This window comes from Duganella fentianensis (genome assembly GCF_964031615.1).
Classification (GTDB): Bacteria; Pseudomonadota; Gammaproteobacteria; order Burkholderiales; family Burkholderiaceae_D; genus Rugamonas; species Rugamonas fentianensis_A.
On the sequence record NZ_CAXIQN010000022.1, the window covers coordinates 260,553 to 282,822 of the forward strand.

A 22,270-nucleotide genomic window follows, 5' to 3' on the forward strand; every position below is an offset into this window, starting at 1 on the left:
GGACTCTGTTATGCCCTCTAACCTGCAAGCCTACCGAGGCAGCTTGCTGCACTTTCTCGCCGATCCGGCCTTTAGCGCGGAGGCGCACGCCTACCATGCCGACGGCCTGCTGATCGTGGCTGACGGCAAAGTGCAGGCAGCCGGTGACTACGCCAGCCTGCATGTCACGCTGCCCGCCGGTACGCCCGTGCACGACTATCGGGGCAAGCTGCTGATGCCCGGTTTTATCGACACCCATGTGCACTATCCGCAGACGGACATGATTGCATCGCCCGCCGATGGCCTGCTGCCATGGCTGGAAACCTATACTTTCCCCACCGAGCGCCAGTTCGAAGATCCGGCCCATGCAGGGCCGGTGGCCGAGTTCTTCCTCGACGAGCTGCTACGCTGCGGCACCACCACCGCCATGGTCTACTGCACCGTGCACCCGCAGTCGGTAGACGCCTTATTCACGGCCAGCGAAAAGCGTGGCTTGCGCATGGTGGCGGGCAAAGTGCTGATGGACCGTAACTGCCCCGAATTCCTGCGCGATACGGCCGAAGGCGGTGCGCGCGATACGGAAGCGCTGGTCCAGCGCTGGCACAAGCGTGGCCGCGCCCTGTATGCGATCACGCCCCGCTTTGCTCCCACTTCGACCGACGCCCAGCTGCATCTGGCGGGCGAACTGGCACGCGCCTATCCGGACACCTTTATCCAGACCCATGTTTCGGAAAATCAGGCCGAATGTGCATGGGTGCAGCAACTGTTCCCGCAGGCGCGCAGCTACATCGATGTGTATGACAGCGTAGGCCTGCTGCGCCCCCGCTCGATGTATGGCCACTGCATCTGGCTGGATGAAACCGACCGCGCCCGCATGGCCGCCAGCGGTGCCGCTGCAGCTATCTGCCCCACCTCCAATCTGTTCTTGGGCAGCGGCCTGTTTGATTTTGCCGCAGCCGACAAGGCCGGCATGGCGCTGTCGCTGGCGAGCGATGTGGGTGGGGGCAGCTCGTTCTCGATGTTGCAAACGATGAATGAAGCCTATAAAGTAGCGCGACTGAAGGGCAGTTATCTGCCAGCCTTGCGCATGTTCTATCTGGCCACGCTGGGCGCTGCGCGCAGTATGCAGCTGGAAGGCGTGATCGGTAATTTTGCCGCCGGTGCCGAAGCCGATTTCATTGTGCTCGATCCGGCCGCCACGCCGTTGCTGGCACGCCGTAACCGCGCATGGCAGGAGGCGGGCGCCAGCCTGGAAGAGTTGCTGTTTGCGCTGGCCCTGCTGGGAGATGATCGTGCCGTCGCGGCCACCTATGCAGCGGGCGCGCCGGTGTATGTGCGGCCAGCTGCCAGCTAATGAGCGTAGCTGGTAGTTTCAGTCAGAATTCGCTAGTGAACCACCAGATACGGGAAAACTCATGCAAAAAAATATCGTCAGCCTGAAGACCGCTGCACTGGCCGTGCAGACGGCTGTTGCTCTGCTGTGTGCTGTGCCGCAGGCGCAGGCAGCAGCCCCCAGCAACGAGGAAGTGACCAAGCGCCACTTCGCCGCGCTGCTGTCCGGCGGCGAGCCGAAACTGGCCGAGCTGACGATGTTCATGACCATGCTGCCCAAGGGCGGCGATCTGCACCACCATTATTCGGGCGCCATCTATGCCGAGCAGTATCTGGAATGGGTGGACAAAGAGGGCTATTGCGTCAATAAGAACAGCTACATGATCAACACCGTGGCAGCAGAAGTAGCGGCCGAACGGGCCAGACCGCTGGCCGAGCGTAACTGCCTGTCCGGTGTCGACGTCATGCAGAACAATACGGTACTGGCGCAGTTGCTGCAGCGCTGGTCCGACAAGGATTTCTACAATCACAGCACGATCCAGTCGCCGCCGGACCGCCAGTTCTTCGACACCTTTGCGTATTTCGGCCCCGTCTCGTCGACCAATACGGCCGATGGCCTGCAGCGCCTGAAGCAGCGCGCCATGCAGGAAAACCTGCGCTACATCGAAACCATCTTCGAGATCGCGCCGATGGCGCAGGATGCTGCGTTCGACCAGCTGGCGCAGAACGGCACTGTGACGGAAGCGGATATGGCGGCACTGGCGGCGCGGCTGGAAGACAACCAGCCGTTCCAGCAGTGGATCAATGGCTATAAGGCGAATCTGGATGCCAGCAGCGCCGGCATCGATGATGCCAACTTCACCATGCGCTACCAGCCATTTGCGCTGCGCTTCCTGTCGCCGTCGCAAGTGTTTTCGCAAATCGTATCCAGCTTCAAGCTAGCCCGCTCGCATCCGAAAATCGTCGGCGCGAACATCGTCGGGCAGGAGAGTACCTATGTCTCCATGCGCGACTACAAACTGCATATGCGCATGTACCAGTTCCTCAAGGCGCGCTATCCGGAAGTGAAGCTGGCCTTGCACGCCGGTGAACTGGCGCTGGGCATGGTGCAGCCGGAAGACCTGAGCTTCCACATCCGCGATGCGCTCGATATCGCCGGTGCCAGCCGTATCGGCCACGGCATGGACATTGCCCACGAAACGGCGGCGCTGGCCCTGATGAAAAAAATGCATGACAAGGACATTCCAGTCGAAGTCAACCTGAGCAGCAACCAGTTCATTCTGGGTGTGCAGGGCGAGGCCCATCCTGTCACGCTGTACCGCAAATACGGCGTGCCGTTTGTGCTGGCGACGGACGATGCCGGGGTGTCGCGCAATAATCTGTCGGGCGAGTATGTGTTATACGCGGCGCGCTACAAGCCGGACTATGCCGAAATCAAGAAGCTCTCGCTGGACAGCATCCGCTACAGCTTCCTGAAAGAGGGCGAGAAACAGCAGTTGCTGAAGGATATGCGCAACCGCTTTAACCAGTTCGAAGCCGCCATCGCGGCTGCAGCGCAGGTCAAATCGCGCTAAGTCAATTGACCGTCGCGGCAGGAAATGTTGCGCTGCCGCGACGCGTACTCTAAAATCGCGCACTTATTTTCCGTTCGACCAGCCTCGGACGGAACCGCAGCTGCTCGGCAATTGCCGTCAGGAATGTGGTGGTGGTGCGACAGAATTCCGCACTTTGCACCAAGTTGGTGCAATTTGTGTGTGAATTCCTTTCAAGGATGGGCTGGTCAACTATAATTTGCCTCTTAATGAGGCTGTGCCGCCCAGCGATCAAATGGCGGAATTTTTTCCGCCTTATTTATATCGCTTTCATATAAATCCCTAAAGTAAATCGTATTTGTCACACATTTTTGGCTCATGCATAGTTGCCAGAGATGCCTCATTCGGGCGCGGTTCTGTCTGGTTCGAGGATGGTAGCAGCAAGCGTAAGGCGTGACAGTTTATCAACGGTAGCACTGTCATGTTGATGAAATATTTACTGGTTACAATTTTGTGATGTCATGGGCACTTTGTGCCATGCGGGAGTCGCGGCCACAAGCTGTAGGACTCGATAGCATCGCAGGACACAATAATTTTTTTCACATAACTGGGAGTTCCCTCAATGCAATCCTCTGTTAAACACAATCCTAAGCTGCGCCTGAGCCTCGTTGCTCTGGCCTGCCAAGTCATGTGCCTGAGCGCCTCGGCTGCCTACGCACAGACCGACGCAGCTCCAGCAAAACCTGCTGAAGTGATCATTACCGGCAAGAAGCTCGGCATGGGCCTGATGGTGACCGAGGATGCACCGAAAGCACGCAGCACGATTACTGCTGAAGAACTGGAAAAACAGCGTCCAACCGGCAATGCGTATGAAGCGCTGGAAATGCTGCCTGCAGTGAACAGCTACAACCAGGATGCAACGGGCCTGTTCGGCGGCGGTCTGACCCTGCGCGGCTTCAACTCCGACCAGATCGGCGCCACCATCAACGGCGTGCCAGTGAATGACTCGGGTAACTTCGCAATCTACCCACAGGAATACGTTGACCAGGAAAACACCTGCTCGCAATTCGTTACCCAGGGTTCGACCGATGCCGACTCGCCACAAGTGGGCGCTACCGGCGGTAACTTCGGTATCAACACCTGCAACCCAGAAGACAAACAGCGCGTACGCCTGATGCAGACCATCGGTCAGCTGAGCATGAAGAAATCCTTCGCTCGCTACGACACCGGCCTGCTGTCGGACAAGCGCACCAAAGCCTTCATCTCGTTCTCGCACGCTGAAGCCGACAAATGGAAAGGCAAAGGCGGCGCCAAGCGCGACCACATCGACGCTGGCCTGAACTACGACTGGGACCGCTTCAACTACGTACACGCAACCGTGCTGTACAACGAAGCGATGAACAACAACATCAACAACTTGACCCTGGCCGAAATCAACAAGAACGGCTACTACTACGACTACGCCGACACCTTCAAAGGTCACCTGACCCCGGTGAAAGGTACGGCCCAGACCGAAACCACCCAGTCGCCGGCTTACTACAAACTGGGCGTGAACCCGTTCAAGAACGCGATCGCTTCGGCTACTGCCAAGTTCCGTCTGACCGACAATCTGGACCTGAAAGTACTGCCATACCTGTGGTACGGCTTCGGTAACGGTGGCGTGCAGCAACGTGCCCAGTCGGAAAAAGCTTTCTACAACACGGCTACCGGCGCACGTGATGGCCTGGTCGATCTGAACGGCGACGGCGATACGCTCGATACCGTACTGGTGGCTAACGCCAGCGTGACCAAAACCTACCGTCCGGGCGTGACCTCGTCGCTGCTGTGGACCGTAGACAACCACGAAATTCTGGGTGGCTTCTGGTACGAGCGTGCCCGTCACGAGCAAACCGGCCCGATGCTGGCTCTGAGCAACGACGGTGAGCGTGCTGACGAATACCTGCAAATCGGCAAGATCCTGCGCCCTGACGGCAAATTCGCCCAGAGCCGCGATCAGCTGACCATTTCGACCGCTTACCAGTTCTTCCTGCAAGACACCGTGAGCTTCATGGAAGACAAGCTGAAGATCAACGTCGGTGTACGTAACCCGCAAGTCAAGCGCGAGTTCACCAACTTCGGCGACGAGAACAACAGCTACAAGCCATACGCTCTGACCAAGAAGTACAACGAGATCCTGCCACAGCTGGGTGCCCGTTACCGTCTGACCAACGACGACCAGTTCTTCGCGTCGATGGCGAAAAACGTCAAAGCACCACCTAACTTTGCTTTCGCTAACAGCGGCAATATCAAAGTGGCTAACGGCGTTGCTACCTTCGTGGGCGATGTGAAGCAGGAATCGTCGTGGAACACCGACATCGGCTACCGTCACCAGGACAGCAAGTTCATCGCGACTGTGACCGCTTTCTGGGTGGACTTCAAAGACCGTCAGGCTACCGCCTTCGATCCAGTGACCCAGGTTAGCAGCTACAACAACGTGGGCCGCGTGAAGAACAGTGGTCTGGAATTCGAACTGGGCAACATGCCGGTGAACGGCTGGGCATTCTACGGTTCGCTGGGCTTCAACAACAGCAAGATCCAGGACAATATGCAGCTGGGCGGTAATGTCTTCCTGCCTACCGCTGGCAAGGAAATGATCAACACCCCACGTCGTAAAGCCGGCCTGTCGGTTGAGTATCAGGATGGCGCCTTCTGGGCCCGTCTGAAAGCTCGCGCAACTGGCAAGCAGCAGACTTCGATGGTGAATGACGAGCAGGCGCCTGGTTACACCACCTTCGGTATCGATGGTGGCTACACCTTCGCCAACTACGGCATCCTGAAGCGTCCTAAGCTGACCTTCAACCTGAGCAACATCACCGACAAGCAGTACCGCAATGCGTCGTCGACCACGGTTAAGAACACCCTGGCCATCCCAGGCGTGACCACCGCAGTAGACACCCAGCGTTACTACCTCGGCGCACCACGCTTCGCATCGGTCACCCTGTCGATCGATCTGTAAGCAACAACTGCTTAAAGCCGTACTACAAAAAAACGGACCTTCGGGTCCGTTTTTTTATTGTGCTGCCGTTAAAGGCTAAGGCCCTGCATGTGCGGGCTGGTTTGTATCACATATGTTTCTCCGTCCCACGTAGTACCTTGCTTACGGTAAGCTAGCAGTCTTATGAAAAAAATGTCTTCTGCCCTGATCGGGTCCGCGCTGATCGCCACGCTGGCAGGTTGTGCCCTGCCTTGGCGCCAGCCCGCCACTGCCGCCAAGGAAGTGGATCTGCAACTGGTCACCATCAACGATTTCCACGGCAATATCGAGGCCAGCAAATACGTCATCGACAGCGCCTACGGGCTAGGCCCGCGTACCGTCACGGCGGGCGGCATCGATACGCTAGGCGCAGCGCTGCAGGCATGGCGCAAGGAAGATCCGGAACTGCTGCTGGTGGGCGCCGGTGATCTGATCGGCGGCAGTCCGGCGATTTCCTCGATGTGGGCTGATGAACCGACCATTGGTGCCATGAATCTGCTGGGCTTGAAAGTGAGCTCGGTGGGCAACCACGAATTCGATGCGGGCCGCATCGAGCTGCTACGCCAGCAGAAGGGCGGCTGTGCTTCACCGCGACCGGAAAAAGCCTGTCAGTTCAGCGCCACTTATGAAGGTGCCAAGTTCCAGTATCTGGCCGCCAATGTGATCGATATGGTGACACGCAAGCCGCTGCTGCCGGCGTATAAAATCGAACAGGCGCGCGGCGTCAAAGTGGCGTTTATTGGCACGGTGCTGCGCGATGCGCCGGAAAAGCTGCTGGCCTCCGGCATCGCCGGACTGGAATTCATCGACGAAGCGGAAGCCATCAACCGCCAGCTGCCGGAACTGCGCAAGCAGGGCGTGGGTGTGTTCGTGGTGCTGATCCATCAGGGTGGCCGCACCACTGATAAATTCGATCAGCAGGATTGCAGCCATCTGACCGGCCCCGTGGTGGATGTGGTGAAGAAGCTCGATCCGGCCATCCGGCTGGTGGTCACGGGCCACTCGCACCGCGGCTATCTGTGCAAGGTGGATAACCGGCTGGTGACCCAGTCGGACATGGGCGGTCATGTGCTGTCGCGCATCACCATGAAGGTCGATGTCGCCAGCCAGACCGTGCGCGAGGTACGCGCCAGTCAGGAAGTGATGACGGCAGGGCGCTGGCCGACCGATCCGAAGGTGGATGCCTATCTGAAGCAGGTGCGCGAACGTAGCGCCAGTGCGTTGGCCCGTCCGGTGGCCAAGCTGGCCGTGCCGAGCGTGCTGCGCGAAAAACATGATGACGGCGAATCGGCGCTCGGTGATCTGGTGGCCGACGCCATACTGGCGGCAGGGCGTCCCTACGGCGGGCAGATCGCCTTCATGAACAATGGCGCCATGCGGCAGGATCTGGAAACCACCAGCGGTAATCGCGTGACGGCAGGGCAGGCGCTGTATGTGCTGCCGTTCGGGAATACGGTGGTGGCGATGAATCTGCGTGGCCTGCAGATCCGCGAACTGTTAGAGCAGCAGTGGCTGGGCGGGCGCGACATCACGCGCGGCCTGATGCAGGTATCGGAAGGATTTAGTTATAGCTGGGACCCGCGTGCCGCCATCGGCAGCAAGGTGGTGCCCGATAGTGTGATGCTGCACGGCGTGCCGATCGAAAACGATACCACTTACCGCGTCATTGTGACGAATTTTCTGGCCGAAGGTGGCGAAGGATTCTCCGTATTCCCGCTGGGGCGCAACCGTGCCGAAACCGGCATCCGTGATATCGATGCGCTGACCGACTATCTGGTCAAGCGCGAACAGGCGGGCAAGCCGGCCGGCCGTAGCGAACCGCAAGGCCGCATCAAGCGCCTGCAATAATTTTTAGGAGTGACCAATGCGTCGTGTTTTACCTGCCGTCGTGCTGCCGGCTTTGCTGGCATTGAGCAGCCCTGCTCATGCCGAATTCACCATCCCCGGTTTTGAACTGGTGCAGACCGCCCCTGTCGAAACCACGCTCGCCAACAGCGATTTGCGCGATCCTGCCACGGTCTGGAGCGAATTGTTCGACAACGCCAAGCAGGAAATCCTGATCGGCCAGTTCTATGCCGTCAACAAGCCGGGTAGCGTATTTAGCAAGGTCGTGGAACGGCTGGCTGCGGCCGGTCAGCGGGGCGTGAAAATCCGCTTCCTGCTGGACCAGAAGGGCATAGGCCTGTCCGAGCAGAGCACCATCGATCAATTGAAAGCCATTCCGAATCTGGAACTGCGCGTGATCGATTTTAACAAGCTGACCGGCAACGGCATCATCCACGCCAAGTATCTGGTGGTCGATGGCGCGGCGGCCTATGTGGGCAGCCAGAACTTTGACTGGCGCTCGTTCGAGCATATTCATGAAACCGGCTTGCGCATCACCGATGCGAAACTGGTAGCGCAGGTACAGGCTATTTTCAATCAGGACTGGCGCGCACAGGCGCTGACGGCGCAAGGCATGGTGGTGCCCGCGCTGAACGTGGCACGCCAGCCGCTCAATCTGCAGCGCGATGCCATGCTGGTGGCGAGCCCGCAAGCCTACAATCCGGCCGGTGTGGACGATAGCGAAGCGGCGCTGCCAGCCTTGTTGGCCGCGGCGAAAACCGAAGTGCGGGTGCAGTTGCTGGACTATGCGCCGCTCAGCTACGGTCCGAAAGGCACGCGGCCTTACTACGCCGTGATCGATAACGCCGTGCGTGCTGCGGCCAACCGTGGCGTGAAGATCAAGCTGCTGGTGTCGAACTGGAATCTGGAAGCACTGCCGCAGGCCTACCTGAAAAGTCTGGCGATCCTGCCCAATGTGGAAATCCGCGTCGCCACGCTGCCGGTGGCCAGCAGCGGCTTCATCCCGTTTGCCCGCGTCATCCACAGCAAAACCATGGTGATCGATAACCAGATCGCCTGGGTAGGTACCAGTAACTGGAGCGGCGGCTACTTCGATCTGTCGCGCAATCTGGAAGTGGTGCTGCGTAACGAGAAAATGGCCCAGCGTGTGGCCGCGCTGCAGGAGCAGATCTGGAGTTCCAGCTACGCCCAGCCACTCGACATCAACCGTAAATATCCGAAACCGGCCAAAGGTAGTCCGAATGAATAAATTAGTTGTCAGCGCTGCCCTGTGCGGCGTGTTTGCCAGTTTTAACGCCCACGCCTGGGGCAATGATGGCCACCGTGCCGTGGGCGCGATTGCCGACCAGCTGCTGCAGGGTAGTAGTGCCGAGCAGCGTTTCAAAGCCCTGCTGCTGCCCGGTGAATCGCTGGAGAAGATCGCCACCTGGGCCGATTGCGTGAAAGGTACGTACTGCGGCCCCCAGACGGAAGAAATGCAGAGCTACGTGGCGGCCCATCCCAAGCATAGCGAATACCACTATACCGATCTGCCGTTCCAGTATGCGCATTATCACGATCACGATGTGGGCAGCGCCGACAACGATATCGTGCAGACGCTCAAGCAGTGCATACAGGTCTTGCAGGGCAAGGCGGATGGGACCAGCAATCCGCAGCGCTTCACGCCCCGTCAGGCCCTGCTGATACTGACCCATCTGGCAGGTGATATCACCCAGCCGCTGCATGTGGGCGCAGCCTATGTCGATCAGCGCGGTGCTTTCGTGGTGCCGCAGACGGCGGCGCAAGTGGATGCCGTCAATCTGTTTGATGCCCGTGGTGGCAACAACCTGCTGCTGGACGATGTGAAACTGAGTACGCTCAGTGCACAGCTGATCGAAGCCGGCCCCGCCGACGACAAGCCGGCCGCCGCCAGCAGCCAGCCAGCGCGTGCGCCACAGACTACGCGGCCGTTCCACTCTTACTGGGATAGCACGGTAGTCAATTATGTATTCCGCCGTGCGGGTGTGCGCACGCCGCAGCAGTTTGCCCAGAAAGTGATCGCGGCCCAGCCGCAGGTGGTCAGCCAGAGCGGCGATCCGGTGCAATGGCCGTATGCCTGGGCCGATCAGGCGCTGGCCGTGTCCAAGCAGGCGCACGAAGGTGTCACGGCAGGTGCGCTGACGCGTCAGACCAGTCGCAGCGGCGAGAGCTATGCCGTGTGGGCGCTGACGGTGCCGGATAACTATCCTGTGCCTAGCTCCACGCTGGCCAAGCAGCAGTTGATACAGGGCGGCTACCAGCTGGCTGCCGTACTCAAAGCCATCTGGCCCTGAACGGGGCGGGCAGTGCTACTGGCCGGTGAGCGGGTTGATCCACCATTCGCTACGGGCCAGCGGCGTCTGCGGCGATAGATCGGGATTGGGCAGTTTGATCAGACGGCGCTTGAATAGCGCCGTTTTCTTTATTAACTTGCCTTTATGCTGCTGGAACAGGGTATTCAAGCTGCCATCTTTCAGCATGATCTCCATGCCGGCGGCAATCCGGCGCGCCAGCTGCTGGCCTTCCGCATCGCGCCGCACAAAGAAGTAGCGTGGCAGCGGGTAGTGCAGCAGCAGCGTTGATTCGATAGCGATCTGCGGATGGCTGCTGTGGCGCTCGTCGAATTCGCGCAGCGCTTCGTCGGCTGAGCGCGAATAGAAATCGAAGCGGCCTACCTCCAGCATGCCGAACAGACCTTCGTAGTAACTACCCTCGACCACGGGGACACCAGCTGCTTTGAAGATGCTGACATCGGCCCAGTCCCGGCCCAGGCCGGCGCGTAGCTGACGCAAATCGTTCAGCGTACGCACACGGGCAAAGCGTGCCTGATCGGCTGAGCGGATCAGCAGCAGGCGGTAGCCTAGCAGACCACGGTCTACCGGCAGGCGGATGGGCAGAAAGCGTTGTTCCAGTTGCGGCGAAGTGGCGCGTACAAATACATTGATGCGGCCCTGCGCTGCATCCATTTCCTGCAGCACCCGCTGTGGCGACATGGCGACTTCAGACTGATGCTGGCGGTAGGGGCCATAGGTAGCGATGGTCTTTTCCATCGCCGTCTGCAGCACGGCCCAGTCATAGTCGTAACGGCTGTCGACGCCGTCGCTACTGAGCGGGTAGGTCAGCCGGGTACTGGCACTGGCCGATACCGCGCCGGCCAGTGTACACAGCAGCAGCGCAATCCAGCCTAGCCGTCGGTAATGCCGCGTGTGTGCCATAGTGCGTATCGCCAGTTCCTATAACTTTAAATTTGCAAGCTTCAAAGTGTAGCCTACTTTAACGCTAGCTCTAGACTTTTTCGGCGCCGTCTATCGGCTGGCCTCCGCAGGCCTCTGGCACAATAGCGCAATTCATCCACTACACGGGAATCTATGCTGAAGCTAAACAATTGGAGGCATGGCTGGCCGCTGCTGCTGGCGTTGTCGCCCTGTGCTGGCGGTGCGGCGCCTCTGGTGGGCAATCCACAGGCCGGACAGGCTGTGTTCAAATTGTGTGCCTCCTGCCATCAGGTAGGGCCGCGTGCGCGCGCGGGATTCGGCCCGCAACTAACGGGCGTGATCGGCCGCAAAGCCGGTAGCACCAGTGATTACCATTACTCGGATGCGATGCAGAAGTCCGGCATCGTCTGGAGCGAAGCCACGCTGGCAGCGTTTATCCGCGCCCCGGATGATGTGGTACCGGGAACGCGGATGCGTTTCTGGGGAATTAGTGATGAGCGGAAGATTGCAGATTTGCTGGCTTACCTGAAAGCGAGCGCGCACTGAGGCAATTTTCATTGATAGCGCCAGGGCTGCGCATCAGTTGCCGTCTCGCGTTCTCATTTAGTGTCGCCATCTGATTGTCTGCGTGTCGTCATCGAATCGCATCGACGACCGTCATGATCGGAGGTCGGCGAAGAAGCCCATCCTGCTTGACCGGCGGTTTCCGCCTCATCTCGGACGTTCGTCTTAAATTGAAAAAGCCGGTATGTTAAACCTGCGCCAAAAGGCATAAAAAACTAGGCTTCCCAAGAATCCGTGAATGCCAAAACCCAGCGCTACCTCAGCATAACTCAGCCAAGCCAACACCATTGGCTGACCGTTCTCATAAAACTTCAGTGCCTGTCCATGCCATTGGCCCATTGCCGTGTAGCCATCTAGATATTGAGGACGGCCAATTACAAGATAAGGGAGCATGGCTAAGAAAATGCCGGACGCACTCAGGCTCAGAAATCCTAATTTCTGCGTCTTGTGAAGGATAGAGAAGCAAGGTATTCCGAGCAAAAAGACTACTAAACCCGATACAGTTATGACAATCAGAGAATAAAAGGCTAAAACGTCAAGCGAAGGGAAACCGTCAATCCATAAAGGAAAAAAGGTCACCAACCCAATCAATGGCTGTAATAGGACAGCAAGAATTGCTGCCAAATATAGATGCCTAGATTTCATAACGGACATTAATGCTGTGTCTGCTAGTGGCCGTTTCGAGCCACCGACTCCATAGCTTTTTACGTGCCTAACAAATCCTTTAGGTAAGCTAAACGTTGACGACCACCGTATCGGCGACCTGGTCGTGCAGACACTGGCGCGAAGAGCGGAAGATGAATACTGCGTCGAGCAGCAACAGCGCTGCGGACACATAAGGCAGCGGTATCGCGGCTATTACAAACAGGGGCATTTCGCGCAGCATGATAATGCGCTGCAAACTCACCTTGCTGAGATCCGTGCGGACTACGCGGATACCGCATACCCACTTGCCTATAGTCTGCCCTCGCTGGGCGAGCAGGTAGCCATGCAATAGCAGGAATAATGCGAAACCGATCAGCGTGTCCACCAGGTTCTGTAGTGGCGAGAAGGTTTTTTGCATGGCGAGCACTGCCGTTAAGCCACCGGCAAAGCAGTAGTAAATAGCGGTGACGATGGCGGCGCTGAGGAAGGAATCAATCAGCGAGGCAAATAGCCGTTTTGCGGGCGAAGATAATCGACCAGATGTCACTGCGTCGATAGTGGCAGGTCGCGCATAGTCGTAATCAATGGTAGTCAAAATGGGCCTTAGGCGTGTTCTACAGTTTGTAGCATCATGCCAGACGCACGCTGTCAAAATTACGCGCTTTGTAACGTTCGCAGTGAAATAAGTTACTTATGAGAGCTAGGGGAGGCAGGACTGCCTCCCCTAGCAGGAGTCTGATGCGGCTTAGCGCGATTTGACGAATGGCGTGCCGAGGGCTTTCGGCGCCACCGATTTGGCCATCAGGCCGGCCAGCACGATCACCGTGACGACGTAAGGAATCATCTGGATCAGCGAGCCGGGTATGCGGCCGATGACGGGCAGCTCCACGCCTTCGATCTGGATCTGCACGGCGCCGAAGAAGCCGAACATCAGGCAGCCGAGGAAGGTGTGCAGCGGACGCCAGTTACCGAACACCATGGCCGTCAGGGCCAGATAGCCGGCACCGGCCGACATATCGCGCAGGAAGAAGCCGCTCTGCACCACCGACAGGTAGGCACCCGAGAACGAGCACAGGATACCGGCGATCAGCATGGCCATGTAGCGCTGGCGCTCGACGTTGATACCGGCCGCATCGGCTGCATGCGGATTCTCGCCGCAGGCGCGCAAACGTAGGCCAAAGCGGCTGTGGTAGACCACCCAGTGCACCAGCGGCACCAGTGCAAACGCCAGATACACCAGCACCGAATGGCCGCCGATCAGGTGGGCGTACAGCCAGCCGATGAAGGGGATATGTTCGACCGCCGCAGTACCGGGCAGTACCACATCGAACAGCCGCGCCTGACCCAGATCGGGGGTGCGGCCGCCTTGCTGGAACAGGTACTGGGCTACTACGAAAGTCAGGCCGCTCATGGCGATGTTGATGGCGATGCCGGCTACCAGCTGGTTGCCTTTCTGGGTAATCGCCACATAGCCTTGCAGGGTGGCCAGCAGCAGCGATACCAGTGTGCCCGCAGCGACACCGTACCAAGGGTTCTGGGTCAGGAAGGCCACTGCCGCGCTAACGAAAGCGCTGGCCAGTATCTTGCCTTCGAGGCCGATGTCGATCACGCCCGAGCGTTCGGCAAACAGGCCGGCCATGCCGGCGAAAATCAGCACGGGCGCATTGCGCACGGTGGAGACGAGGATACTGCCGATATGGAGATCATCAAAAGTCATATCGTTCTCACTTCTTCAGTTTCAGCATTTTGGCGATGGCCGGACCATACAGGTTTTCCATGGCACCGCAGAACAGAATGATCAGGCCCTGCACCAGTATCACCATCTCGGGCGGGATGTTCTGCTTTTCCAGCGACAGGTCGAAGCCGCCCTGCGTGAGCGCGCCGAACAGCACGGCCGAGAGGAAAATGCCGACCGGATGCTGGCGCCCCATCAGCGCAATCGCGATGCCGATAAAGCCGGCGCCGCCAACGAAATTGAGCGACAGGTAGTGGGTAGAACCCATGATGGAGTTGACCGAGCCGAGGCCGGCCAGTGCGCCCGAAATCAGCATGACGACGATGATCATCTTGCTGATGCGGATGCCGGCGTAGTGGGCCGCATGCGGATTGAGGCCGGTGGCGCGCAGCTTGAAGCCCCACGCCGAACGGCTGACCACCACGCCATACACCAGCAACGCCAGAATAGCGAGGAAGAAGCTGATATTCAGCGGGGTTTCGCCCAGCACGGGGAACCACTGGTTCAGACGCGGCATCTCGGCCGCCGCAGCGAAGGCGCGGCTGGCAGGATTCTGTTCGCCGACCGGAATCATGTACTTCACGATCAGGAAGTTCATCAGCTGGGACGCGATGAAGTTGAACATGATGGTGGTCACCACCACGTGGCTGCCCCGTTTGGCCTGCAGATAGCCGGGCAGGAAGGACCACAGGGCGCCGAATACGGCAGCACTGAGTACGCCCAGCGGTATCAGCATCCAGCCCGGCAGCGAGCTGTCGAAGGCGAGCATGGCCCAGGCCAGACCCAGACCGCCGATATACATCTGGCCTTCGGCACCGATGTTGAACAGGCCGGCCTGCATGGCGATCGACACGGCCAGACCGGTGAAGATAAAGGTGGAAGCGTAGAACAGCGTATAGCTCAGGCCTTCCGGATTGATGACGGCGCTATTGATCAGGATCTGCAGCGATTCAGTCGGGCTTTCGCCCAGCATGTGGATCACCAGTGCCGTCACCAGCAGTGCCGACAGCAGATTCAGTAAGGGCATGACGAAGGCAGTGGCCCAGCGTGGCAAGTCTTTATTCATGATTTGTGCTCGCCCCCCATCAGCAGACCGATGCGGGTGGTATCGAATTCTTCAATTTTCAGTTCGCCCGTGATGCGGCCGCCGCACATGACGAGGATGCGGTCCGCCAGTGCACGCACTTCTTCCAGCTCCACCGACACCAGCAGGATGGCCACGCCTTGATCGCGCAGTTTCAGCAGTTGGGTGTGGATGCTTTCGATGGTGCCGATGTCGACCCCGCGGGTAGGCTGGCCGACCAGCATCAGCTTGGGCTGGGCCAGCACTTCGCGCGCAATCACTACCTTCTGCTGGTTACCGCCCGACAGCAGGCCGATACGCAGGTCGTGGTTATTCGGACGCACGTCGAAGTTTTTCATCAGCTCGGCGCAGCGCGCTGCGATGGCTTTGAAGTTGAGCAGGCCCCAGCGGTTCTTCAGCTGGTCCTGATAGCCGAAAATGGTGTTGTGCATGACCGAGAAGGCTTTGATCACGCCATCGCGCAGACGGTCTTCCGGTACGTGGGCAATGCCCAGATCGCGGAAGGTGCGCGGCAGGCCGTCGGCATTGCTGCGGCCTGCAAACGGCAGCGGCTGGCCCAGCAAGTCCAGCTGGCCGGAAGAGGGCAGACGCATGCCGGACAGGATTTCCATCAGTTCGCTCTGGCCATTGCCCGAAACACCGGCGATGGCGACGATTTCGCCGGCACGCAGCGTAAAGCCGATATCGGCCAGCAGCTTCACGCCCTGATCGTCCAGTAGTTGCAGGTTCTGCACCTGCAGCACGGGCGCACCGGGATTGTAGGGCTGGCGCGGCAGATTGTTTTCGATCGGACGGCCCACCATCATGTTGGCCAGATCCTCTTTGGTGGTGCCGGCAGTCGGCACGGCGCCGATTACGCGGCCGCCCCGCATCACTGTCACGGTATCGGTGATGTCGAGAATTTCCTGCAGCTTGTGGGTGATCAGAATGATGGTCTTACCCTGCTCCTTGAACAGGCGCAGAATTTCGAACAGCGAGGCAGTTTCCTGCGCCGTCAGCACGGCCGTCGGCTCATCCAGAATCAGGATGTTGGCGCTGCGGTAGATTTGCTTGAGAATTTCCACGCGCTGCTGCGCACCCACGGACAGATCGTGGATGGTGGCCAGCGGATCGACATCGAGCCGGTAGCGCTGGCAGATCTCGCGCAGTTCCTGCTCCACACGGGCGCGGTGCTTATTCAGCTGGAAGCCGCCTTCTGTACCCAGCATGACGTTGTCGAGCACCGTCATGTTCTCGACCAGCATGAAGTGCTGGTGCACCATGCCGATCCCGAGGCTGATGGCCTCCTGGCTGTTGTGGATGCGGCGCACCTGACCGTCGAGCAGGATGTCGCCACTGTCGGCACGGTAGTAGCCGTACAGGATGCTCATCAGAGTCGATTTGCCGGCGCCGTTCTCGCCTACCAGACCATGGATGGAACCCTTGGCGATGGTGAAGCTAACGTCCGTGTTCGCTTTGACCGCTCCGAAGTGCTTGGAGATGCCGCGAAATTCTACTGCTGGCTGCATAGGATGGTTTTCGGGGGTTATGTAAAAAGCTAAAACGCTAAAAAGCTAAAACGCTAAAAAGCTAAAACGCTAAACGGTAAAACGCGCCGAGCGGAGAACTTCTCCGGCGGCGCGCTTCATGTCAGACGAGGGTTATACCGGGCAGGATGCGCCCGAACGGATATCGATCACTTTGACTTTGCCGTCGATGATGTCCTTGCGTGCACCCAGCACGCGCTTTTCGATTTCCGGCGTAATCAGCTTGCGGTTGTGTTCATCCAGCGCCCAGTCCACGCCGCCTTCTTTCAGGCCCTTGGCGCTGACACCGGCTTTCCACGTACCGTTCTTCATCTGCATGAAAGCGTCATATACGGCGACGTCCACGTGCTTGACCATGGAGGTCAGCATGGTGCCCGGATACAGGCTGTTCTGGTTGGAGTCCACACCGATGGCCAGCTTGCCTTTTTCCTTGGCGGTCTGCAGGGTGCCCAGACCGGAACCGCCGGCTACGGCGAACACCACGTCCACGCCGCGGTCAAACTGCGAGCGTGCCAGTTCGCCGCCTTTGCCCGGATCGTTCCAGGCCTGGGCGCTGGTGCCCACCATATTCGAGGTCACGTCCACTTTGGCGTTGACGGCTTTGGCGCCCTGCGCATAGCCGCAGGCGAAGGTGCGGATCAGCGGAATATCCACGCCGCCGACGAAGCCGATTTTCTTGGATTTGGACGCCATGGCCGCCGCCACGCCTACCAGATACGAGCCTTCTTCTTCCTTGAAGGTGATGGATTCCACGTTGGCGCCTTGCGCCACGCCGTCGATCAGCACGAAGCGGACTTTCGGGAATTCCTTGGCGACCTTCTGCACGGCGGCCTGCTGGGCAAAGCCGATGGAAGCGATCATGTCGAGGTTTTTGCGCGCCAGACCACGCAGCACCTGTTCGGCTTGCGTATCGCTGGAGGCCTGCACCTCGATGAATTTGATATTGGTTTCCTTGGTGAAGCGCGTAGCGCCTTCAAAGGCGGACTGGTTGAACGATTTATCGAACTTGCCGCCGGCGTCATACACGATGCCCAGCTTAGGATCTGCTGCGGACGCGCTGGCAGCAACGAACAGTGTGGCCACGGTCAAACCGAGTTGTGAAAGTTTCATATATGGGCTCCTGGAAGATCGATATTGTATATTTTTATTTGACGAAACATGTGATTTGGTGCCGGTTTATCGCAGCAAATGACCGATTTTTCGCCGTTTGCCCCGCAACAGTGCCCTTCGTGCGCTGATCGTCGATCCGCTTCATTGCATGCTCGACAATTTTTCACCCCACGTTTTCCGTCAATTTCAAATATTTCTTGCTTGCAATTCCCGCTGATCGGTCGCTTTTGTCGCATTGCAGCAACAATCGGCGCCAAATTAAAATTTTTTAAGTTGTTGCTTTTTTGTCCGTGCGGACAAATTTCATGCCATTCGGCTAATTTTGCTGCGCTGTCCATGCTGCTTTTCTTCACTATGGAAACGCTACCCCAGCCCCGCTAACTGCCTGATTTTACGACCATCCGTAACTATGCATGAGGGGCGATATGTACGACAAATTCATTTTTTCTTGCTTATTTATATTTTTTTGATATGAATCTGGGCGGCCGAAAAGTAGATTTATGACATTTTTTTCCGTGCTAGAGTGGCTGGCAACTTGCATATAAATGCCAGTACACACACTTGAAGGAGTCACACCGATGAACAAAAAAAATAGTGTTTTCGCCGCCCGTACGCTGATCGCGCTGGCTGTGGCGAGTGCTTTCCCGCTGCACGGCGCATATGCTGCCGAAGGCACGGAAGCGGCCGATCAGGCTGCGGCCAGTAGCGCAGACTCGGCCACCAAGGGCCAACTGGAAACTGTGATCGTGACGGCTCAGCGCCGCGCTGAAAACATCAAAGACGTACCGATGTCGATCGCTACCCTGAAAGGCGACAAGCTGGACGTGCTGACTTCGGGCGCCGCCGACATCCGCTTCCTGGCCGGCCGTTCGCCATCGGTCAACGTGGAATCGGACTATGGCCGTACCTTCCCGCGTTTCTACATCCGCGGTCTGGGTAATACCGACTTCGACCTGAACGCTTCGCAGCCGGTCGGTCTGGTCATGGACGACATCGTGCAGGAAAACGCCATGTTGAAGGGCTTCCCGGTATTCGACGTCGATCAGGTGGAAGTTCTGCGCGGCCCGCAAGGCACGCTGTTCGGCCGTAACTCGCCAGCCGGTGTGATCAAGTTCGATTCGGCCAAGCCAGTGTTCAAGCAGGAAGGCTATCTGACGCTGGGCATCGGTAACTACTCGTCCAAGACGGGCGAAGGCATGTTCAACATCCCGGTCAGCGATACCGTGGCACTGCGCTTCTCGGGCACCACCCAGCACCGCGACAACCGTGTACACAACACCAACCCGACGCCTAACACCGGCACCAAGGACTTCGAAGGCTATGGCGACAACGCCTTCCGCCTGCAGGCACTGGTACAGCCGAACAAGGACATGAGCGCCCTGTTCAACTACCACGAACGCGCCTACCACGGTAGCGCCACCCTGTTCCGTGCCAATATCATCAAAAAGGGCACCAACGATCTGGTACCGGGCTTTGACTACGCTTCCTACCCGACCGATGGCCAGAACACCCAGCGTCTGAGCACCAAGGGCGGCAGCATCCGTCTGAAGTACAACATGGATGACATCACCCTGCACTCGATCACCGGCTACGAGAAGCTGTACTTCTACAGCCGCGGTGACGTGGACGGCGGCTATGGCTGCACGCTGTTCTGCGGCCCTGCTACCGCTGCCAAGGGCAGTGGCCCGGGCGTGATTCCATTCCCCGTCGAGACGGCCGACCTGCTGCCTAACCACAAGCAGTTCTCGCAGGAGCTGCGTGCCGAGTCCAATTACAAAGGCCCGCTGCAGTGGATCGGTGGTCTGTTCTTCTTCAACGAGAACATCCAGATCGACAGTATCAGCTTTGACTCCTTCACTGCCGGCAATCCGCAAAATGCTGCGTATGCACGCCAGTTCCAGAAGTCCGATTCGTGGGCCGCTTTCGGCTCGCTGAACTACACCGTCAGCGATCAGTTCAAAGTGCGCGGCGGTCTGCGCTACACCAGCGACAAGAAGGATTTCTCGGCGCTGCGCGTGGAACCACCGAAGAGCTCGGGCCCGTTCAATCTGAACAGCACCTCGCACAACGTGAGCTGGGATCTGAGCGGCACCTATGAACTCGACAAGACCACCAATCTGTTTGCTCGCGTCGCGACCGGCTACCGCGCGCCATCGATGCAGGGTCGTCTGAACGGTCTGGGTGACAAGCCTTCGTTCGCCAACGCCGAGAAAGCGCTGTCCTATGAAGCGGGTATCAAGCAGGATCTGTTTGGCAAGCGCGCACGTCTGAGCGCTTCGGTCTTCCAGTACACCGTCAAAGACAAGCAACTGACGGCAGGCAGCGGTGCCATCAACATGAATCAGCTGATCAACGCTGACAAGGTGACTGCACAGGGTCTGGAAGTGGACTTCCAGGCCAATCTGGGCGACGGCTTCAGCGCCACGCTGGGCGGTAGCTACAACGATACCGAGATCAAGGACAAGAACCTGTTCGTGCAGTACTGCGGTAACGTGAACAACAATGCCTCTAGCGGTTGCACCCCGACCAATGCTGCAGGTCCGTTCGCTGGCACCTCCAAGATCGATGGTAACCCGCTGCCACGCGCTCCGAAGACCCAGCTGAACTTCACCCTGAAGTACAGCACCGACGTTGGCAATGGCGAGCTGTATGCCTACACCGACTGGACCTATCGCAGCAGCTACAACTTCTTCCTGTACGAAGCGCCTGAATACAAGGCCAAGTCGCTGGTGGAAGGTGGCGCACGCGTAGGCTACAAGTGGAGCAACTACGAAGTGGCAGCGTTTGCCCGTAACATCACCGACAAACGTGTGCTGATCGGCGCGATCGACTTCGACAACCTGACCGGTATGCTGAACGAACCACGTACTATCGGTGCGAGCTTCAAGGTCAATTTCTAAGCACTGAAGCTATATTGCATTGCGGCTTTAAACCGGCCGCAATCTGGCTTATGCTAGCGATCCCCGCTCACCGCAAGGTGGCGGGGATTTTTTCCATTCAGGGAGCCGCTCGTGCAACAAACTGTCGTCAATCTGTGGCCACTGTTAGGCGTGGCCGTCATCATTCTGGGCTTTGCCTTGCGCGCCCATCCGGTACTGGTGGTGATTGCCGCCTGCGCCGTGACAGGGCTGGCGGCTGCCATGCCGGTACACCAGTTGCTGGAGACCTTAGGCAAAGCTTTCGTCAAGACGCGCAACCTGCCACTGATACTGCTGCTGCCGCTGGCCGCCATCGGCCTGCTCGAGCGCTACGGCCTGAAGGAGCATGCACAGGCTTCCATCGCCCGTATCCGTTCCGCCACCACGGGGCGCTTGCTGATCGTGTATCTGGCCATCCGCGAACTGAGCGCGGCCTTCGGCCTGACCAGCCTCGGTGGTCATCCGAATATGGTGCGCCCGCTGGTCGCGCCGATGGCGCAGGGCGCGGCCGAAGTGCGCTATCCGGCGCTGACGGACGAACTGCGCCACCGCATCCGCGCCATGGCGGCGGCCACCGATAACGTCGGCCTGTTCTTCGGCGAAGACGTGTTCGTCGCGTTCGGTGCCATCGTGCTGATGCAGACCATCCTGCGCGGCGAAGGGCTGGAAGTCGATCCGCTGCATATCGCCATGTGGGGCATCCCGACCGCCATCACCGCCTTCCTGATTCACTCGTGGCGGCTGCACCGGCTCGACGCCGAAATTGCCCGTGCCATGCAGCGCGGGGAGGGCCAGCCATGATCGTCAAACTGGACTGGTTCATCATCATCGTCGGCCTGCTGCTGTTGTCGGCCGCCGTAATGGCGCTGCTTGATCGCGCTAACCCGAAGCGCTATAGCAGCGCGCTGTTTTGGGCGCTGTATGCGGCCATCTATCTGGCCGGCGAGCAGATTCCGCCTGCTGTAACGGGGCTGATGATGGTGCTGATGGCACTGCTGGCCGGCTTCGGCGGCGTGGCGCTGGGTCGTCACACGGAGCGTACGGCCGAGCAGCGCAAGGACAGCGCGCAGCGACTAGGGCACCGCTTGCTGATACCGGCGCTGCTGATTCCCGTCACCACCATGATTGGTTCGACGCTATTGAAGGATGTGCAAATAGGCGACGCGCTGCTGCTCGATCCGAAGAATCTCACACTGGTCAGCCTCGGTTGCGGTTCGCTGCTGGCCGTGGCCACAGCCTGCTGGCTGACCCGCGCTACGCCGCTGCAGGCGCTGCGCGAATCGCGCCGCCTGATGGACCATCTGGGCTGGGCGCTGGTGCTGCCGCACATGCTGGCGGTACTGGGCCTGCTGTTCACGGAAGCGGGCATGGGCAAGGCAGTGGCACATGTGGTGACGTCGTATATCAACCTCGATTTCCGGCTGGTGGCAGTCGCCGTGTACTGTATCGGCATGGCGCTGTTCACCATCATCATGGGCAATGGCTTTGCTGCCTTCCCCGTGATAGCGGGCGGGGTCGGCATCCCTGTGCTGGTGGGCGTGTATCACGCCAATCCGGCCGTGATGGCAGCCATCGGCATGTTCAGTGCCTACTGTGGCACGCTGATGACACCGATGGCGGCCAACTTCAACATCGTGCCGGCGGCGCTGCTGGAACTGCCCGACAAGAATGCCGTCATCCGTGCGCAGATCGGCACGGCATTGCCTCTGCTGCTTGCAAATATTGCACTTCTTTATTTTCTGATGAACCTCTGA

General features: G+C 58.8%; 18 protein-coding genes. 10 read left to right on the forward strand and 8 right to left on the reverse strand.

The window, feature by feature from the left end:
* Window positions 1-10 precede the first annotated feature (10 nt).
* The 6 genes from guaD to ABNT42_RS18320 all read left to right on the forward strand — a co-directional run bounded on the left by guaD (window position 11) and on the right by ABNT42_RS18320 (window position 10,013).
* On the forward strand, window positions 11-1,333 hold the full coding sequence (guaD, locus tag ABNT42_RS18295; protein ID WP_348699360.1) for a guanine deaminase: 1,323 nt from the start codon (window positions 11-13) through the stop codon (window positions 1,331-1,333).
* Between the two features lie 61 nt (window positions 1,334-1,394).
* On the forward strand, window positions 1,395-2,885 hold the full coding sequence (locus ABNT42_RS18300) for an adenosine deaminase (protein WP_348699362.1): 1,491 nt from the start codon (window positions 1,395-1,397) through the stop codon (window positions 2,883-2,885).
* A 580-nt stretch (window positions 2,886-3,465) separates the two neighbouring features.
* Window positions 3,466-5,838 carry a TonB-dependent receptor gene (locus ABNT42_RS18305; protein WP_348699364.1) on the forward strand — a complete coding sequence of 791 codons (2,373 nt, stop codon included), beginning with the start codon at window positions 3,466-3,468 and terminating at the stop codon, window positions 5,836-5,838.
* A gap of 162 nt (window positions 5,839-6,000) precedes the next feature.
* Entirely contained in the window at window positions 6,001-7,704 is a 1,704-nt protein-coding gene (locus ABNT42_RS18310) for a bifunctional metallophosphatase/5'-nucleotidase (RefSeq protein ID WP_348699367.1), read from the forward strand.
* 16 nt (window positions 7,705-7,720) lie between these two features.
* Window positions 7,721-8,950 (forward strand): phospholipase D-like domain-containing protein, encoded by a 1,230-nt coding sequence (locus tag ABNT42_RS18315; protein ID WP_348699369.1) that lies wholly within the window; start codon window positions 7,721-7,723, stop codon window positions 8,948-8,950.
* Window positions 8,943-10,013: a S1/P1 nuclease gene (locus ABNT42_RS18320; RefSeq protein ID WP_348699371.1), complete on the forward strand. Its 1,071-nt coding sequence runs from the start codon at window positions 8,943-8,945 to the stop codon at window positions 10,011-10,013. The genes ABNT42_RS18315 and ABNT42_RS18320 overlap by 8 nt, the downstream gene beginning before the upstream one ends.
* Before the next feature lie 15 nt (window positions 10,014-10,028).
* Here ABNT42_RS18320 and ABNT42_RS18325 read toward each other — a convergent pair whose 3' ends face one another.
* Window positions 10,029-10,934, reverse strand: a complete 906-nt coding sequence (locus ABNT42_RS18325) for a hypothetical protein (RefSeq protein ID WP_348699373.1) — start codon at window positions 10,932-10,934, stop codon at window positions 10,029-10,031.
* Between the two features lie 153 nt (window positions 10,935-11,087).
* On the opposite strand from ABNT42_RS18325, the gene ABNT42_RS18330 reads away from it, so the two are divergent.
* On the forward strand, window positions 11,088-11,480 hold the full coding sequence (locus tag ABNT42_RS18330) for a cytochrome c family protein (RefSeq protein ID WP_348699375.1): 393 nt from the start codon (window positions 11,088-11,090) through the stop codon (window positions 11,478-11,480).
* Between the two features lie 183 nt (window positions 11,481-11,663).
* Here the strand turns inward: ABNT42_RS18330 and ABNT42_RS18335 are convergent, their stop codons facing one another.
* The 7 genes from ABNT42_RS18335 to ABNT42_RS18365 all read right to left on the reverse strand — a co-directional run bounded on the left by ABNT42_RS18335 (window position 11,664) and on the right by ABNT42_RS18365 (window position 17,936).
* On the reverse strand, window positions 11,664-12,122 hold the full coding sequence (locus tag ABNT42_RS18335) for a hypothetical protein (RefSeq protein WP_348699377.1): 459 nt from the start codon (window positions 12,120-12,122) through the stop codon (window positions 11,664-11,666).
* Window positions 12,123-12,231: 109 nt separating this feature from the next.
* Entirely contained in the window at window positions 12,232-12,738 is a 507-nt protein-coding gene (locus ABNT42_RS18340) for an RDD family protein (protein ID WP_348699378.1), read from the reverse strand.
* 150 nt (window positions 12,739-12,888) lie between these two features.
* A complete protein-coding gene (locus ABNT42_RS18345; protein WP_348699380.1) occupies window positions 12,889-13,860 on the reverse strand; it encodes an ABC transporter permease in 972 nt (323 codons plus the stop codon).
* A gap of 7 nt (window positions 13,861-13,867) precedes the next feature.
* Window positions 13,868-14,947, reverse strand: coding sequence for an ABC transporter permease (locus ABNT42_RS18350; RefSeq protein WP_348700124.1), 1,080 nt, complete (start codon window positions 14,945-14,947; stop codon window positions 13,868-13,870).
* Complete coding sequence (locus tag ABNT42_RS18355; RefSeq protein ID WP_348699382.1) at window positions 14,941-16,470, reverse strand: ABC transporter ATP-binding protein; 1,530 nt, start codon at window positions 16,468-16,470, stop codon at window positions 14,941-14,943. The genes ABNT42_RS18350 and ABNT42_RS18355 overlap by 7 nt, the downstream gene beginning before the upstream one ends.
* A 132-nt stretch (window positions 16,471-16,602) precedes the next feature.
* Complete coding sequence (locus ABNT42_RS18360; protein ID WP_348699384.1) at window positions 16,603-17,598, reverse strand: BMP family ABC transporter substrate-binding protein; 996 nt, start codon at window positions 17,596-17,598, stop codon at window positions 16,603-16,605.
* Window positions 17,595-17,936, reverse strand: a complete 342-nt coding sequence (locus ABNT42_RS18365; RefSeq protein WP_348699386.1) for a hypothetical protein — start codon at window positions 17,934-17,936, stop codon at window positions 17,595-17,597. Before ABNT42_RS18365 ends, ABNT42_RS18360 begins: the two co-directional genes overlap by 4 nt.
* A gap of 240 nt (window positions 17,937-18,176) precedes the next feature.
* Here ABNT42_RS18365 and ABNT42_RS18370 point away from each other — a divergent pair, with 240 nt between their 5' ends.
* From ABNT42_RS18370 to ABNT42_RS18380, 3 genes are all read left to right on the forward strand, one after another.
* A complete protein-coding gene (locus tag ABNT42_RS18370; protein WP_348699388.1) occupies window positions 18,177-20,498 on the forward strand; it encodes a TonB-dependent receptor in 2,322 nt (773 codons plus the stop codon).
* Between the two features lie 111 nt (window positions 20,499-20,609).
* Window positions 20,610-21,317, forward strand: a complete 708-nt coding sequence (locus tag ABNT42_RS18375; protein ID WP_348699390.1) for a DUF969 domain-containing protein — start codon at window positions 20,610-20,612, stop codon at window positions 21,315-21,317.
* The gene (locus ABNT42_RS18380; RefSeq protein ID WP_348699392.1) at window positions 21,314-22,270 is read left to right on the forward strand and encodes a DUF979 domain-containing protein; all 957 of its coding nucleotides are present in this window, start codon (window positions 21,314-21,316) and stop codon (window positions 22,268-22,270) included. The genes ABNT42_RS18375 and ABNT42_RS18380 overlap by 4 nt, the downstream gene beginning before the upstream one ends.